15 protein-coding genes and 2 pseudogenes are annotated in these 15,000 nt (G+C 40.5%); 2 read left to right on the forward strand and 15 right to left on the reverse strand.

The annotated features are described in order from the left end of the window. Window positions 1-68 precede the first annotated feature (68 nt). On the forward strand, window positions 69-440 hold the full coding sequence (locus NST21_RS20105; RefSeq protein WP_056528324.1) for a TIGR04086 family membrane protein: 372 nt from the start codon (window positions 69-71) through the stop codon (window positions 438-440). Window positions 441-488: 48 nt separating this feature from the next. Here the strand turns inward: NST21_RS20105 and yajC are convergent, their stop codons facing one another. The 10 genes and pseudogenes from yajC to safA form a co-directional block, all read right to left on the reverse strand. Further along, window positions 489-773, reverse strand: coding sequence for a preprotein translocase subunit YajC (gene yajC / locus NST21_RS20110; protein WP_328114438.1), 285 nt, complete (start codon window positions 771-773; stop codon window positions 489-491). 39 nt (window positions 774-812) lie between these two features. Continuing rightward, a complete protein-coding gene (gene tgt / locus NST21_RS20115) occupies window positions 813-1,952 on the reverse strand; it encodes a tRNA guanosine(34) transglycosylase Tgt (RefSeq protein WP_056528321.1) in 1,140 nt (379 codons plus the stop codon). A 36-nt stretch (window positions 1,953-1,988) separates the two neighbouring features. Continuing rightward, complete coding sequence (gene queA / locus NST21_RS20120; RefSeq protein ID WP_053347134.1) at window positions 1,989-3,017, reverse strand: tRNA preQ1(34) S-adenosylmethionine ribosyltransferase-isomerase QueA; 1,029 nt, start codon at window positions 3,015-3,017, stop codon at window positions 1,989-1,991. 40 nt (window positions 3,018-3,057) lie between these two features. Beyond that, on the reverse strand, window positions 3,058-3,264 hold the full coding sequence (locus tag NST21_RS20125; protein ID WP_053347135.1) for a DUF2905 domain-containing protein: 207 nt from the start codon (window positions 3,262-3,264) through the stop codon (window positions 3,058-3,060). Further along, window positions 3,261-4,259: a Holliday junction branch migration DNA helicase RuvB gene (ruvB, locus tag NST21_RS20130; RefSeq protein ID WP_056528318.1), complete on the reverse strand. Its 999-nt coding sequence runs from the start codon at window positions 4,257-4,259 to the stop codon at window positions 3,261-3,263. The genes NST21_RS20125 and ruvB overlap by 4 nt, the downstream gene beginning before the upstream one ends. Before the next feature lie 11 nt (window positions 4,260-4,270). Next, window positions 4,271-4,885, reverse strand: a complete 615-nt coding sequence (gene ruvA, locus NST21_RS20135; protein ID WP_056528317.1) for a Holliday junction branch migration protein RuvA — start codon at window positions 4,883-4,885, stop codon at window positions 4,271-4,273. A gap of 247 nt (window positions 4,886-5,132) precedes the next feature. Beyond that, a complete protein-coding gene (locus NST21_RS20140) occupies window positions 5,133-5,633 on the reverse strand; it encodes an intercompartmental signaling factor BofC (protein WP_340890889.1) in 501 nt (166 codons plus the stop codon). Between the two features lie 131 nt (window positions 5,634-5,764). Beyond that, window positions 5,765-6,370 (reverse strand): YhcN/YlaJ family sporulation lipoprotein, encoded by a 606-nt coding sequence (locus NST21_RS20145; protein WP_340890892.1) that lies wholly within the window; start codon window positions 6,368-6,370, stop codon window positions 5,765-5,767. A gap of 100 nt (window positions 6,371-6,470) precedes the next feature. Beyond that, window positions 6,471-7,418: a phosphotransferase gene (locus NST21_RS20150; protein WP_053347140.1), complete on the reverse strand. Its 948-nt coding sequence runs from the start codon at window positions 7,416-7,418 to the stop codon at window positions 6,471-6,473. 1,941 nt (window positions 7,419-9,359) lie between these two features. Then, window positions 9,360-9,504, reverse strand: a pseudogene (safA, locus tag NST21_RS20155) (SafA/ExsA family spore coat assembly protein); the annotation flags it as partial. 538 nt (window positions 9,505-10,042) lie between these two features. Between safA and NST21_RS20160 the strand changes: the two are divergent. After that, window positions 10,043-10,312 (forward strand): annotated as a pseudogene (locus tag NST21_RS20160) (neutral zinc metallopeptidase); the annotation flags it as partial. Between the two features lie 297 nt (window positions 10,313-10,609). On the opposite strand, the gene NST21_RS20165 reads toward NST21_RS20160, so the two are convergent. The 5 genes from NST21_RS20165 to NST21_RS20185 form a co-directional block, all read right to left on the reverse strand. Continuing rightward, the gene (locus tag NST21_RS20165) at window positions 10,610-11,557 is read right to left on the reverse strand and encodes a carbohydrate kinase family protein (protein ID WP_340890893.1); all 948 of its coding nucleotides are present in this window, start codon (window positions 11,555-11,557) and stop codon (window positions 10,610-10,612) included. Window positions 11,558-11,701: 144 nt separating this feature from the next. Then, the gene (locus tag NST21_RS20170) at window positions 11,702-12,463 is read right to left on the reverse strand and encodes a BtpA/SgcQ family protein (protein ID WP_340890894.1); all 762 of its coding nucleotides are present in this window, start codon (window positions 12,461-12,463) and stop codon (window positions 11,702-11,704) included. 36 nt (window positions 12,464-12,499) lie between these two features. Then, window positions 12,500-13,330, reverse strand: a complete 831-nt coding sequence (locus NST21_RS20175; RefSeq protein ID WP_340890895.1) for an energy-coupling factor ABC transporter ATP-binding protein — start codon at window positions 13,328-13,330, stop codon at window positions 12,500-12,502. Beyond that, window positions 13,331-14,179 (reverse strand): energy-coupling factor ABC transporter ATP-binding protein, encoded by an 849-nt coding sequence (locus NST21_RS20180; RefSeq protein WP_340890897.1) that lies wholly within the window; start codon window positions 14,177-14,179, stop codon window positions 13,331-13,333. After that, the gene (locus NST21_RS20185; RefSeq protein ID WP_340890898.1) at window positions 14,179-14,961 is read right to left on the reverse strand and encodes an energy-coupling factor transporter transmembrane component T; all 783 of its coding nucleotides are present in this window, start codon (window positions 14,959-14,961) and stop codon (window positions 14,179-14,181) included. Before NST21_RS20185 ends, NST21_RS20180 begins: the two co-directional genes overlap by 1 nt. Between the last annotated feature and the right edge of the window lie 39 nt (window positions 14,962-15,000).

Consider the following 15,000-nt stretch of genomic DNA (forward strand, 5'->3'; position numbering starts at 1 on the left):
ACAAACACATCAACAGGCTAAATGTATCAGCCTTTTAAAAAGGGGGAATAACCATCGAAACTAAAAAAATGAGTGTCGCCGTAATCTATGGCGTCGGCTCCATCTTTGCCATAGCGATGATTGCAAGCTTACTCTTTTCTATCCTTCTTCGTTTTACTTCACTGACGGAATCATCCCTGACATACGTGATCATGATTGTGTCCTTTTTATCGCTGTTCATTGGTGGATTTATTTCAGGAGGTAAAGGGAAAAAGCAAGGACTTTTCTTAGGTGGAAGTACTGGTTTGCTTTACCTTTTAGTTGTGTTTCTTTTTCAATATTTAGGTAATGATGCACTTTTCACCATCAAACAATGGATTTATTACGGCTGTTTTGTGATCACAGCCATGATGGGTGGCGTGCTTGGAGTAAATATGAGTTCAGAATCGCGAACCAATTAAAAAACCACAGCAAAAAACCGGGCACAATAGGCCCGGTTTTAGTTTGTCTTATACAGTTACTTCTTTATTTGGTGCGCTTTCCGTAATTTCACGGATGGCAGCACGGTCAAATGTAAGCTTTGAACCGTCTGGTGATTTAATGACAATTTGCAATTCATCGATTGCATCGATTGTTCCGTGCATGCCGCCGATAGTTGCAACTTTATCACCTTTTTTCAAACTGCTTTGCATGTTTCGCGTAGTTTTCTGGCGTTTTTGTTGCGGACGGATTAATAAGAAATAGAACAATACGAACATTAAAATTAACGGAAGTATTTGTGTTAAATTACCCATTTTTCTTCACTCCTTTCATTCTTTAAAATATTTATGGAATTAGAAGTTTTTTGCATTTGGCTTATTGAAACCATATTGTTCAAAAAACTCTTCCCTAAAGTCTCCAAGGCGATCTTCTCGAATTGCTTGTCTGACCTGTTCCATCAAGTTTAACAGAAAATGAAGATTATGATAAGTCGTAAGACGAATACCAAAGGTTTCTTCACATTTAATCAAATGGCGGATATAAGCCCGGCTATAATTTTTACAAACATGACAATCGCAATTTTCATCTATTGGACCAAAATCACGAGCATACTTCGCATTTTTCACAACCAGTCGGCCATTGCTTGTCATCAACGTACCATTACGTGCAATACGTGTAGGGAGTACGCAATCAAACATATCGACGCCGCGGAGCGCACCATCAATCAATGAGTCCGGTGAACCGACTCCCATTAGGTAACGCGGTTTGTTAGTTGGCAGTAATGGACTTGTAAATTCAAGGACGCGGTTCATGATATCCTTCGGTTCCCCAACAGATAATCCTCCAATAGCATAACCCGGGAAATCAAGGGAGACAAGGTCTTTCGCACTTTGTTTACGAAGATTTTCAAACTCTCCACCCTGAACGATACCGAACAACCCTTGATCTTTTGGACGCTCATGCGCATTCAAGCAGCGTTCTGCCCAGCGTGATGTCCGTTCAACTGATTTCTTCATATACTCTTCAGTTGCCGGGAATGGCGGACATTCATCGAATGCCATCATGATATCAGAGCCAAGTGCATTTTGTATTTCCATCGCTTTTTCCGGAGATAAAAATAATTTATCACCATTGATATGGTTTCTGAAATGTACGCCCTCTTCTTCAATTTTACGGAATTCACTCAAACTGAACACTTGAAAACCGCCAGAGTCGGTTAATATCGCCCTATCCCAGTTCATGAATTTGTGCAATCCGCCAGCTTCCTTGATAATTTCATGTCCTGGACGCAGCCATAAGTGATACGTATTGCTTAGGATGATGCCTGCCCCCATTTGTTTCAAATCTTCTGGTGACATCGTTTTGACAGTAGCCATTGTTCCAACCGGCATAAATGCTGGTGTTTCAAAAGAACCATGCGGCGTATGAACACGACCTAGCCGTGCCCCTGTCTGTTTACATGTTTTGATTAACTCATATCGTATTGCAGTCAACGCAATAACTCCCTTCAAGAGCATCTCACTCTTATATTACTTAATTAACATTGCATCTCCAAAACTAAAGAACCTGTATTTTTCTTCCACAGCCGTTTCATAGGCATGAAGAACATGCTCCCTGCCTGCGAGGGCAGAAATAAGCATGATTAAAGTTGATTTTGGTAAATGGAAATTCGTAATCATCGCATTAATCCCTTTGAATTCATAACCAGGATAAATGAAAATGCTCGTCCAGCCACTCTCTTCCTTAAAAACTCCATCATTACGGGACGCAATCGTTTCCAGCGTTCTCGTCGACGTAGTACCGACCGTGATGATTTTCCCACCGTCTTCTTTAACTTTATTCAGTAATCGGGCTGTTCCTTCGGTCATTTGGTAGAACTCAGAATGCATTTCGTGACTGTCAATATCGTCCACGCTGACTGGACGGAACGTACCTAGTCCAACATGAAGCGTGATAAAAGCGATATGAACGCCCATGCCTTTAAGTTTCTCAAGCAAATGCTCCGTAAAGTGCAGCCCTGCCGTTGGGGCTGCAGCCGACCCGCGTTCACGTGCATATACCGTTTGATAACGGTCTTGGTCGTCGAGCTGTTCCTTAATATATGGAGGCAGCGGCATTTCGCCAAGTTCCTCTAATATCTCATAAAAGATACCTTCATATTGAAACTTAAGGATTCGACCGCCATGTTCAAGTACACCTGTGCAGACGGCACTCAGCTTACCATCGCCAAAGATGATTGTCGTGCCTTCTTTAATTCGTTTCGCTGGTTTTACAAGTGTCTCCCATACATCATCATGTTCTTGTTTCAACAGCAAAACTTCTACTTTTCCACCTGTTTCTTCTTTACTGCCGTATAGCCGTGCCGGCAGTACTTTCGTATCGTTTAACACAAGACAGTCACCAGGTTTAATATACTCCGTGATATGACTGAATACATCATGCTTTAGCTCACCAGTTACTTTGTCTAGCACCATCAATCTACTTGCTTCCCTATCTTCCAAAGGAACTTGGGCAATTAGTTCCTCTGGTAAATGAAAATCAAACATATCCAATTTCATCTGTTCCACTTCCTAACCTGTCTATCAAAGCAGTAATTTGTTATTTAAAACGGCTGATTAGATAAAAAATAGCTGACAACACAACACTGACAATGATTGATGTTACGATTGGAAAGTAAAAAGTTGTGTTCCCCTTTTTGAATAAAATATCTCCCGGCAGCCTACCAAGATGTATATATTTCATCGCAAAACCAATCACAAATATAATCACGCCAAGTATCATAACCATTTTTGGTACATTCATCATTCAGGCATCTCCATTTCGAAATGCTCATAAACAAGCGGCGTTGCCATTCGTCCTCTTGGGGTCCGTTGTAGAAAACCGACCTGTAACAGATATGGCTCATACACATCTTCAATCGTATGCGCTTCCTCACCAATTGTTGCTGCAATCGTCTCCAACCCAACGGGACCACCACGAAATTTCTCAATAATCCCTTTAAGTAATTTATGGTCAATATGATCGAGTCCTAAACGGTCGACCTGCATTAATTCAAGTGCATAATCGGCGAGTTCCGCCGTTATCGTCCCATCTCCACGGACCTGGGCGAAATCCCTGACCCGACGCAAAAGACGGTTTGCAATTCTTGGGGTTCCCCGTGATCTTCTAGCAAGCTCGCCTGCGGCCTGATCATCCATTTCCGTGTCCATGATTCTTGCCGTACGGATGATGATATCAGTCAAGTGATTTTCCGTGTAATATTCAAGACGACTCAAAACGCCAAAACGGTCCCTGAGCGGTGCCGACAGCGAACCTGCCCTTGTCGTGGCCCCAACGAGGGTAAACGGAGGCAGGTCAATCCTGATCGAACGTGCCTCTGGTCCCTTGCCGACTACGATATCAAGACAGAAATCCTCCATAGCGGGATATAGAACTTCTTCGACAACACGAGGCAAACGGTGAATTTCATCAATGAATAACACATCACCGGGTTCGAGCGCACTCAAAATTGCCGCCAGATCTCCCGGCCGCTCAATGGCTGGCCCGGAAGTCGTGCGGATATTGACACCCATTTCGTTGGCGATGATGACAGCTAGTGTCGTCTTCCCAAGTCCTGGGGGCCCATATAAAAGAACATGATCGAGCGTTTCTTCACGCATCCTTGCCGCTTCGATATACACGCTCAAATTCGCCTTCACTTTATCCTGTCCAATATATTGCTTTAAGTTTTGCGGTCGCAGACTTTGTTCAAAGGATAGTTCGTTCAAATCGGCTTCCTGATTGAATACTCTCTCCTCCATTGCGCCACTCCTTATCTTAACATCATTTGCAATGCTTTCTTAATATATTGCTCGGTCGTCATTTCTTCCGTTTGTAATTTCTTTGCGACCTTTTGAATTTCTTTTTCAGAATAACCAAGAGCCTTTAAGGCGAGAATTGCTTCATCCAGCTCCTCGGTATAACCGTTTTGGCTGATTGCCGCTGTAATGCCTTCGTTAAACAAGTTTGGAAACGCATCCGGAATTATGTTCTCAAGTTTTCCTTTTAAATCAAGAATCATTTGGCGTGCCGTCTTCTTTCCGACTCCTGGGAATTTAACAAGAAACGTTTCATCCTCATTTTCAATCGCTTGCACCACTTGATCGACCTGGCCTGACGCTAAAATGGCGAGCGCCCCCTTAGGCCCAATTCCAGTTACATTCAACAACTTGGTGAACAATGCCTTTTCTTGACGAGTCTGAAATCCGTAAAATGCGGCCATATCCTCACGCACATAATGATACAGAAAAACTTGAATCTCTTTTTGATATTGAGCGGAAAAAATAAAAGGATTCGGCGTCATCACTTGATATCCGATCCCCCCATTTTCCACAACTATGTATTCAGGTCCGATATAATCGACCTTGCCTTTTATATAATCATACAAATTATTTCTCTCCCTGATTTTGCTGTACCTCTCATTTTATCATAAAAAAGGGTGGAAGTTTATTAAAAGTTATTTAGCAATTGATTAGGGCTATTTCCCTAGAGCTTGCTTCCTTTTAACACCTTGTTTATTTAATTGGAGTTTTATGTTTCTGCTGAAAAACGGTGATATAATTTTTCCACTTGAATGAAATTCACTTTTAAAAAAAACCTGTTCCCATACAAAAAGGACGGGTGTTATTCCCATCCTAATTTACCGAATATGGCTCATATTCTTTAATGAGCTGTTTATATTGGTCTTTATTCACGATTGGTATGCCTTTTTGCAATTCTTCTTGCTTGTATACTTCGAGTTTACCAACGTCTATTTGGTAGAAAGTATGAATGATTTTAGCGTGCTCCGGTCGACCAATAAAAATGGATAACGTACCATCTTTTTTCATGCCTAGATATCCATTTGCCTTTAAAAGCGGAGATATATCATTTTCTATTTTCTTAAGTACAATCTGGTCTTCATTCTGATCGACTACTTTCCAGCCTTGATATTTTAACCAAAAGTCTTCCATCGTCCTAATTGTTTCTGTCAATTTTTCCTCACTTAACTCACCATCAAGATACATACGCTGAAGAATTACCTTTCTTTCAATTGGATTATTTTCCTGTTGAACCAACTCTTCTGCAAAAACGGTAAAGCAAAATGGCAGTATAAAAAGTGTCAAGAAAAACTGAATTTTAAGTTGATTAGTCAATATTCTCACCTCTTAAGGGAGTTTACTTTTTAAGTAGTTTGACCCGAAATAAGGATTATTAACCAGAAAAAATCCGGCCGGGTCGATAAAACAAAAAAAGCTGACTCCAAAATTTAGTCAGCTTCACATAATCATTTTAAGTGATTCTCATGAATGTTTAGGTTATCGAACATGTCATTGGCATCCAGAATGATTGAGTCTCTCGTATCGCCATCACGAAGGTTGTTATCGAGTGTCATTGTCCGGAAATACACGCCTTTATCAGTCGTTACGTTAAGGGTCCGGCCTTCAGTGAGTGGTTCGACTTTTTTCATTACTGATTCTTTAACAGCTTTCGCCTGGTTGTAGTCATCGAGCAACAGAGCTACAAGCATTTCATCTTCCATAATAATGGCCCGGGAGTCAATAACTGCATCCTCTGAATTGGCCACCCCATTAACTTGGTCGGCTAATTCACCTTCATACGCATTATAATATGATGATCGAGCCCGAAGTGGTTTACTTTCATGACCATGGTAATTACGATCCCGCTTACTATACTCATCATCCTTGTTGTAAAGGCCTTGAACCACATTCTGATAATTAATGTTGCGAACTAACGCATCTTTTTCAGTGGAATGATATCCTGTCTCATTCGTAATATTCTCGTTTTCCGCTGCATTATTATTAGCGCACCCAACCAAGCCTGTGGCAGCTAATACCGTGCAAAGCGGCAATGCCCATTTTATTTTCCGCACCAACAACCCTCCCCATTACAATAGAGCCTATATTTCGCTCATAATTATCATGGTTGTCTAAAGGGGATTTTACTCTGTTAGTTACGGCCAAAAGCACGTTTTATTTCCTATTTAGGGAGGAAATCTTTTCTTTCAGTTTTTCATTCATCTCCATCCGCTCTGAAAAATCTTCCACCGTCATTTTCCAAACAGAATGAAGTTGAGAAGAACTTTTATTTTGGCGGTTCCATTCACGGAAAATATCCGTTGGATAAGTTAAAGCATATAAAAAGGCTGGGTCTGATTGATATTTTTTCAGTTGAGGTATTTGCCATAACATCGTAGCAGCGTCTTCTAAATGATTAGATATTCGATTTGCATACTGTAAATAATCAATGCACCTTGGAGCGCTGGCCATTAAGTCAAAATCGATTAAGGTTAAGGTGCCATCTGCTTTCCGCAAAAAATTATGATGAGCACAATCACCGTGAATGATTACTTTTTTTTCCTTATTCCACAAAGACTGATTTTTTTCAAAACCATCAAGGGCCCACTCACCCCAGCCAATCCATTCCTTAATAATCTCTCCGGAAACATATTGGCGAATATAAGAAAAGTTCTTTTTAAATAGCGATAACCGTTCTTTCCATTTTTTTGATTGATCAAAAACTGGCGCTTTAATATACAGATGTTCCGAAACATCATGGAAGCTTTCAAGTAACTGAATTCCCTCAAGGCGATCCTTTTGATTGGAATATCGGAATTTTTTCTTACTAGGTGGCAAATAGTCTATACTGCCATACCATTTCCCTTCAAATTGGAAAGGCATTAAATTCTGATGAATATAATACGTTTGAGTGAATCCCTTTTGTTTTAACAAAGAAGTCAATTCTCTTTGTCGATCCCACTTTTCAAAACTGTCAAATCCTTTAAGAATCAGTGGAGGATCCTTTTCAAAGGTAATTAAATAGACACTACTTTGAAGATGGTGGATATTCTTTGGCCTACGATTTAAATAAGAGAGGAGACGAGTGTAAAATACACTGCCTTGCTGATAATTAGTAGTCATCGCTTTCATCTACATAAGTTGGCATTCCAAACGTTTCAGGCGCACGAACGCCCCCGAATTGACCTGGTTGCCCCCCCATTTGTCCAGGTAACATTGCTTCCGGCCGACCACCAAATTGACCTGGCATCATTCCTGGTTGACCTCCAAATTGACCTGGCATCATTCCTGGTTGACCTCTATACTGGCCTCCCATCATTCCCGGCTGACCTCCTTGCTGGCCTCCCATCATTCCCGGTTGACCTCCTTGTTGGCCTCCCATCATTCCCGGTTGACCTCCTTGTTGGCCTCCCATCATTCCCGGTTGACCTCCTTGTTGGCCTCCCATCATCCATGGTTGACCTCCTTGTTGGCCTCCCATCATTCCCGGTTGACCTCCTTGTTGGCCTCCCATCATTCCTGGTTGACCTCCTTGTTGGCCTCCCATCATCCATGGTTGACCTCCTTGTTGGCCTCCCATCATTCCCGGTTGACCTCCTTGTTGGCCTCCCATCATTCCCGGTTGACCTCCTTGTTGGCCTCCCATCATTCCCGGTTGACCTCCTTGTTGGCCTCCCATCATTCCCGGTTGACCTCCTTGTTGGCCTCCCATCATCCATGGTTGACCTCCTTGTTGGCCTCCAATCATTCCCGGTTGACCTCCTTGTTGGCCTCCCATCATTCCCGGTTGACCTCCTTGCTGGCCACCCATCATTCCCGGTTGACCTCCTTGCTGGCCTCCCATCATTCCCGGTTGACCTCCTTGCTGGCCTCCCATCATTCCCGGTTGACCTCCTTGCTGGCCACCCATCATCCATGGTTGACCTCCTTGTTGGCCTCCCATCATTCCCGGTTGACCTCCTTGCTGGCCACCCATCATCCATGGTTGACCTCCTTGTTGGCCTCCCATCATTCCCGGTTGACCTCCTTGCTGGCCTCCCATTCCCATAAAACCGGATTCTGATGACTCTTCTTCATATTGATGTTGCATCTGTTGTGGTTGAGCTGCTTGATATTGATGATAATCAGGATGGTGATGTGCATAAGGATTTCCCGCCTGATTGGCATGGTACTGACCCTTCACTTCCGGTCCGTATGATCCAAGTATTCCTTTATTACAGCCGCAATCTTCCTCTTTTTTACCCGCATGCTGTGTAAAATGTTGCTGAGGGTAATTTTGATAATCGTGGAAAGATGGCGATTCAGCAGATGACTCATAAGCTTCTTGCATATGAGAACCTGCTACTGGAGACTGTTGCGCCATTCCTCCATAAAAATGGTGTGGAACCGGTGCTGATGCTTGGTATGGATAATTTTGCTGGGCCCCTTGGACATATCCTTGACCCATTGTATGCATGTCAGGAGATTCTCCCCATACGTCTGAACTTTCTTCCATCATTTGATAGCCATGCATAGCTGGAGCAGGCTGAAACCCAGGAACACCTTGATAAGGGACTCCTTGCATAGGCATACACGCCCAAGGGGGCGGCTGAATACAAAAACCACTTCCAGGCATGATTGGTGTTACGGGAATACAATCATCGACAGGCTCACAAATTTCCTGAACAACTGGCTGCTCTTCGTAAACCTCCTGAACTGCTGGCTTTTTCTTTTTTGGTGCCACCGCCTTTTCTTTTTTCTTTGGTAAAGGAGGTGGCGCTGGGGGCTTTTGCACACTCATATTAGTCATATTGACCATATAATAATTATTAATATCGATTTCCGGGACTACCGGAATGGGTACCGGTACTTCTTTCGGAACAACTATTTGTTTTTCTTTAATAATAGGCTTTGGCTGAACAATTTGCTGTTCTTTTTTAGGAATGATCTGCTGTTCTTTCATAGGCGGTTTCGGCATAATTTGCTGTTCTTTCTTATGTGCAGGCTGAATTTGAGTTTCTTTCATTCCTGATGGAATGTTTGTGCTGGGTATAATGGTTTCTTTTTTTACAGCTCCAGATGTTCCAGGTATTTTAATTTTCATTCCCGGCATCATCATATCCGGGTTGCTTAATTGCGCGTTTACTTTTTTCAGTTCTTCAAAACTGACGCCGTATTTTTTGGCGAGCTTCCAAAGCGTATCGCCTTTTTGGACTATATGAATTTTCACGCTGTTAACCCCTCCTGTGCATATGTCCATATATACTATGATGTAGTGGGTAAATTGCTATTATTTTTATCATGAAAACTTATGCATGAAAATTGACTTTTATGATTGGATCACTGAATCAGGAACAAGGATGGAACTTTTAAGAGAAGAAAAAGTTACGGTTCACATACTGAAAAAAGAAATATCATTCACTTTGGAGTCATCCTTTTTTCAGGAAACATTATCTTTGATTGATGTAGAAAAAATATAACTAGAAGTGAAACCACTGCATGAATTCCTAGAAAAGGGATCGCAGTGGTTTTTTATCATTGGATCCTTCATGAATTGAAATTCTTCCTGCAAAGGCTTCCCTCTGTCTAAACTGAAGGAAATTCGGGTATAAGAAAGTAAATAACCTAAGGCTGTATTTCAGGTACATAAATTGCATTCTAGGAGGAAAAAAAATAATGAAATGGAAGGGAAGACAGAGTAGCTCAAACGTTGAGGACAAAAGAGGAATGAGCGGCAAAGGTGTAGCTGGAATTGGAGGCGGAGTTGGATTAGTCTTGAATTACAGTCCGACTATTTGGCCGGAGTTTGGGCCCATCATGCCCAGGGAGAGAATTTACTTGAGGAAGGTGATCTCGAGAAAGCATTGAATGCAGCCAGCGGAGTTGGTGATGACCGTATTCAAAAAAAAGCACAAGGCTATGTTGTTCCGGATAGCTTCACGCATGGTATCTCCGAACAGAGAAAGCGGTGGTTTAATAAAGGATTTAAATCCGGAAACATGAATGAAGGCGATACCTTTAAAGCAAGTAATCTCTAGGTACGCTTTATAGATTCCTAATTTTTTCTATTACTATACCAAATTGAAGTTTTCCTTTACCCGCAGACCTCAGTTTCTTTGATAACTTGCACACGTTTGTCCGCTACCATTATATCCTAATACATATGATTCACCGTATCACCCGAACCCAGGTATTTAAAATTGGATTTTACAATCCCATTGGAGGAATCCGGCGCAAAAGCCTTGCAAAAAAGTTCTGCAAGGCTATTTCTTTTCAAGCGTTTTCGCACTTTACTGCTTTAAACTTTAGTTGAGTGGGTCTCAGCCTAGAAACAATTATATTTCAGTTCCCGTTTCTATTCCTTTTTCCTTCATAAATTCAAGGATGGTTTGGCTTGAAGCAACGCCTCCACGAGCTCCCATAATGGTAACAGCTCTAGCTGCGGCAGCATTGGCAAAATTGGCTACCATTCTTAAATCATCACATTTATTCATGGCATACATAAAGGAACTGCAAAAGGTATCACCAGCGCCAGTAACATCGACCACATCAACCGATATTCCTTGTACTTGAATATTCTGATCTTTCGTGTAAACCAAACAGCCTTCTTCGGCTAATGTAACAACTACTATTTCCGTTCCATAGCTCAGTAAGCCTGACACTGCTTGCTCATAGGTTGCTCCGTTTCGATACACATCAAATCCAACCTTATTGAAAAATGCAATATCAATTTCTTCAAAGAAAATTTCGTCTCCTTCCTTGATGTTAACCACATCAAGATCACAAACGATCTTTGTACCTGATTCTCTAATCTTTTTTATAATCTCAATTGCATTCATCTTACCACAGCGCAATGGTCTAATTTCTACTATCGTTGTGTATACATATTTTGCTCGACACATGGCGTCGAGTATCTCTGGAGTAATCTCTATTTGCTGAATACCTAAAGTGGGTATAAATAAAGTATGATCATCCTCAGCTAGAATAATAATATTTTTTGCATCCGGAAGGGTATCATCAAATAAAACATAGCTAGTATCAATTCCTTGCTTTCGTAAATCCTCACATAGCATTTGTGAAATATTTCCACTATTGAGCAATGAAAGAAAATAGACAGATTCGTTATAGGCAGTATATACACTAGCTGCATTGGCTATGCTTCCACCCATTTGAGGTGGCAATGCCTCGACTAGTACCTTTTCTCTGATATTTGGCCAGTATGGTGCTCTATAGTATTCGTCAAGCGCAACATCTCCAACGAAAAATGAATAGTCTTTATTCATAAATAAACCTCCGTGATCTTTTGTGCACATTTGAAAAATGAGGGATGTCAAGCTTAAGGATAAGCTTTTGCCGTTATAGAAAAAAGTAAAACAAGATTTCTCCTTCCGTCTCCTCCATTCCCAACACATGAATATCAACCTTAATTACTTGCATTTTTCCTTTTCGCGGCATTTTTCTAACTCGCCCATAAAATGTTTCACATGCACAACACTTACGTTCCCATAATCTTTATAATTATCTTTCAGATAGCTGCCTATAATTGCTGCATCAGCAATGGCAAGTTGTGTGTCACAATTTTCAGCAGTCAATCCAGCACCAACGACCAATGGAAAATCATCACCTATAATTGCGCGAAACTCTTTAATTTTATCCAAATCCGTTTCCATGCCTGTCCCTGTGCCCGTCACCACGATCCCATCACATCTGCTCATGCCGATTTTCAAGTCTTCTTCTAAAGATTTTCCTGATAGATATGGCTGATATTTGAATCTGACTCCTCCAAGGACAAAAGCATTTGTTTGTTGGCGCATTTTTTGAATAAAGTCATGAAATTCGACATCATCTTCCACATTTAAGTGTCCTGCAACAGAATCTAACTGAATAAACTTAGCATCATATTTCATGGCGAGCTCAAAAGCTCTTTTGTCGTTGTCAAGAATATTTATGCCGTAAATCATATGATTTCGTTCTTTACTAATATACTTCAGCACTTCCTCGACATCTTCTGGGCTGCCAAAATAGTTTTCTATGATTACAGCATCGATCCCATTTTCTATTAATTGATCTATTTCTGTTTTAGCAATTTCCAGCTTTTCCTCCCTGCTATCACCTTTTAAATGAATCATTGCTAATACAGGCTTTTCTGTTTTGAACAATTCTAGAAATCTACTTTTTTCAGAACACATATTCTTTCACCTCAAAAATAATTTTTATAATGAAACTCATTCATGAACTCTTTCCACTGACAAAACTTTGTTCGTTAATAATTCCACAAGCTCATTTCTAAATAGGACATCGCTGCCTACTCCTAGTTCATTAGCTAGCTCAGCGATTTGAGTCTTCTTTATCTTTGCTTGCTTTACAACTTCCTGATTCCAAAATATTTCTCGAGCAGTACCATCTGCAATGATCCGCTTATTAGCCATGGCCACTACTCTTGAAAAATTATCAGCAACAAACTCCATATCATGAGTGATCGTAATCACGCTCTTTCCTTCATCCCTTAGAACATCCATAAGAGTTGTAAGCGTTTTAATTCCATTCAAATCCTGCCCCGCAGTCGGCTCATCCAAAATAATATAAGGTGTTTCAATAGCTAGAATAGCCGCAACTGATATAAACTTCCTCGTTGAATACGGAACGTCATATGGATTCATTTCTAAATAATCTCTAATGCCTGTTAATTCAACAGCTCGATTGACACGACGATCAATCTCTTTTTTGTCAAGCTTTAGATAGTGCAGCATGTATTCAATTTCTTTCTTTACATTACTATTAAATATTTGATCATCGGGATTTTGAAACACATACCCCACTTGAGCGGATATGCGAGCAGTTGTATTTTCTTTTGTATTGATTCCGTTAACGAGAACATCGCCTTTTGTCGGTTTATTCAAACCATTCATAAGCTTTACTGCAGTTGTCTTTCCTGCTCCGTTTTGACCGACAATGGCTACTCTTTCTCCACTTTCTATGGTGAGATGAAGATTTTCGTTGGCAATATGTCCGTTTGGGTATGCAAAGGTTACGTCTTTTAATTCTATGGCTCCCATTTACAATCCCATCCTCTTCATAATTTGTTCTTTCGTCTGTGATTTGGTAATCGTTATATAATCAAAAGGCTTATCTAGCATCTTCATTTCATGACTCAACAGTGCTACTTGGGGAAAGGCCGCCCCCCTTGACAATAAATCCTTATTTGAAAAAACCTCTGAAGGTGACCCATTATAGACCATTTGTCCTTTTTCCATGACGATAACCTCATCAGAATACTCAGCAATTAAGTCCACTTTATGTTCCACTAATAAAATCGTTTTCCCCTGAGCTTTCAACATATTGATAATCTCGAATACATCAGAGGTCGTCTCCGGATCAAGCTGTGAAGTAGGTTCATCAATAACAAGAATGTCATTATTCATTGCAATAATAGAGGCAAAAGCGACTCTTTGACGTTGGCCACCTGATAGATTATTGGGATTTTTCTTGATTAAATCCTCAATCTTTAAAAGTTTTACTACGTCGATTACTCTGTCAATCATCTCATCTTTTTCTACACCGAGGTTTTCAAGTCCTAAGGCGATTTCTTCTAAAACAGTCTCCCTCACACCACTTATTTGGGTAAAAGGATTTTGAAAAATATAGCCGATCTTTGTGGATAATAATTGGCTGTCCCACTCACGGACATCCGTTCCCTCAATAAGAACCTCTCCTGAAAGATCACCTTGGTAAAAGTGTGGAATAAGTCCTCGGACAAGATTACAAAGTGTGGTTTTCCCTCCACTGTTTGAACCGATAATTCCATAAAACTTTCCTTTTTTAAATGTAAAATGAAAATCTTTGAGAGCAAAGGCTTCACTAAGTGGATATTTATACGAAACATTTTTTAATTCGATATCATTCATTAGAATATCCTCCAAATGATAAACAGAATAAGCGCAAGATTTATTAATACAACAAGAGTTTTCTCCCAAACAGGAACATTTCGAAGCTCACTCATATGCGTATTTTTTGCAGGTGCGAAAAATGCTCTTGCATCCATTGCAATCGCTTTTTCTTCCGTACTAGTAATGGCTCCTAAAACAAGTGGCCCCATAATCGGCATAAAAGCTTTAACCCGCTTAAAGATTGATCCTTCGGTTTCGATCCCTCTTGCTCTCTGTGAATCCATAATAAGCTTTGCCCGATCCCCAAGATCAATAATCGACTGGAAGGAAGCTAGAATAATATATGACGTAGATTGTGGTGCACCTAATTTTTCGATAGCATACATTAAATCCTTAGTCCTTGTAACAAGACTATATAATACGATCGAACCACATATCGAAAGGACTAATGTTGAAAACCAAATACCTTGATTGATCCCTTCTTGCGTAATCGTAAATAGCCAAAACTTATATAATGAAGTCTCTCCAGGGATAAACAAAGCTCTCATAATGAACAGCAAAGAACCAATTAACAAACCTAATTTTATATACAGCTTTGCAAAAGGTTTAATACGACCAGCAAGGGCAGCTAAAAGAAAATAAAAAGCAATGATACTAACGCTCACTTGCCAATTTTTCGAAATTATTGAAACAATGGCAAGGGCAATAACGATATTTAATTTGGTTAATGGATTAAGATCCAAAAACCAATTGCCTGTTAGCTGTGGTTTTTTAAACGAATGGATAAATTCATAATCCACATGTATCTCTCCTTCCAAAAGAAAAAAGTGAGTCTAGCT

It is taken from the genome of Peribacillus sp. FSL K6-1552 (assembly GCF_038005205.1).
GTDB classification, from domain to species: domain Bacteria; phylum Bacillota; class Bacilli; order Bacillales; family DSM-1321; genus Peribacillus; species Peribacillus butanolivorans.

Bases quoted from the DNA above. Each gene is read 5' to 3' on its own strand.
- NST21_RS20105 (WP_056528324.1), top strand. From the start codon at position 69: ATGAGTGTCGCCGTAATCTATGGCGTCGGCTCCATCTTTGCCATAGCG.
- yajC (WP_328114438.1), bottom strand. From the start codon at position 773: ATGGGTAATTTAACACAAATACTTCCGTTAATTTTAATGTTCGTATTG.
- queA (WP_053347134.1), bottom strand. From the start codon at position 3,017: ATGAAATTGGATATGTTTGATTTTCATTTACCAGAGGAACTAATTGCC.
- NST21_RS20125 (WP_053347135.1), bottom strand. From the start codon at position 3,264: ATGATGAATGTACCAAAAATGGTTATGATACTTGGCGTGATTATATTT.
- ruvB (WP_056528318.1), bottom strand. From the start codon at position 4,259: ATGGAGGAGAGAGTATTCAATCAGGAAGCCGATTTGAACGAACTATCC.
- NST21_RS20150 (WP_053347140.1), bottom strand. From the start codon at position 7,418: ATGACTACTAATTATCAGCAAGGCAGTGTATTTTACACTCGTCTCCTC.
- NST21_RS20165 (WP_340890893.1), bottom strand. From the start codon at position 11,557: ATGAATAAAGACTATTCATTTTTCGTTGGAGATGTTGCGCTTGACGAA.
- NST21_RS20170 (WP_340890894.1), bottom strand. From the start codon at position 12,463: ATGTGTTCTGAAAAAAGTAGATTTCTAGAATTGTTCAAAACAGAAAAG.
- NST21_RS20175 (WP_340890895.1), bottom strand. From the start codon at position 13,330: ATGGGAGCCATAGAATTAAAAGACGTAACCTTTGCATACCCAAACGGA.
- NST21_RS20180 (WP_340890897.1), bottom strand. From the start codon at position 14,179: ATGAATGATATCGAATTAAAAAATGTTTCGTATAAATATCCACTTAGT.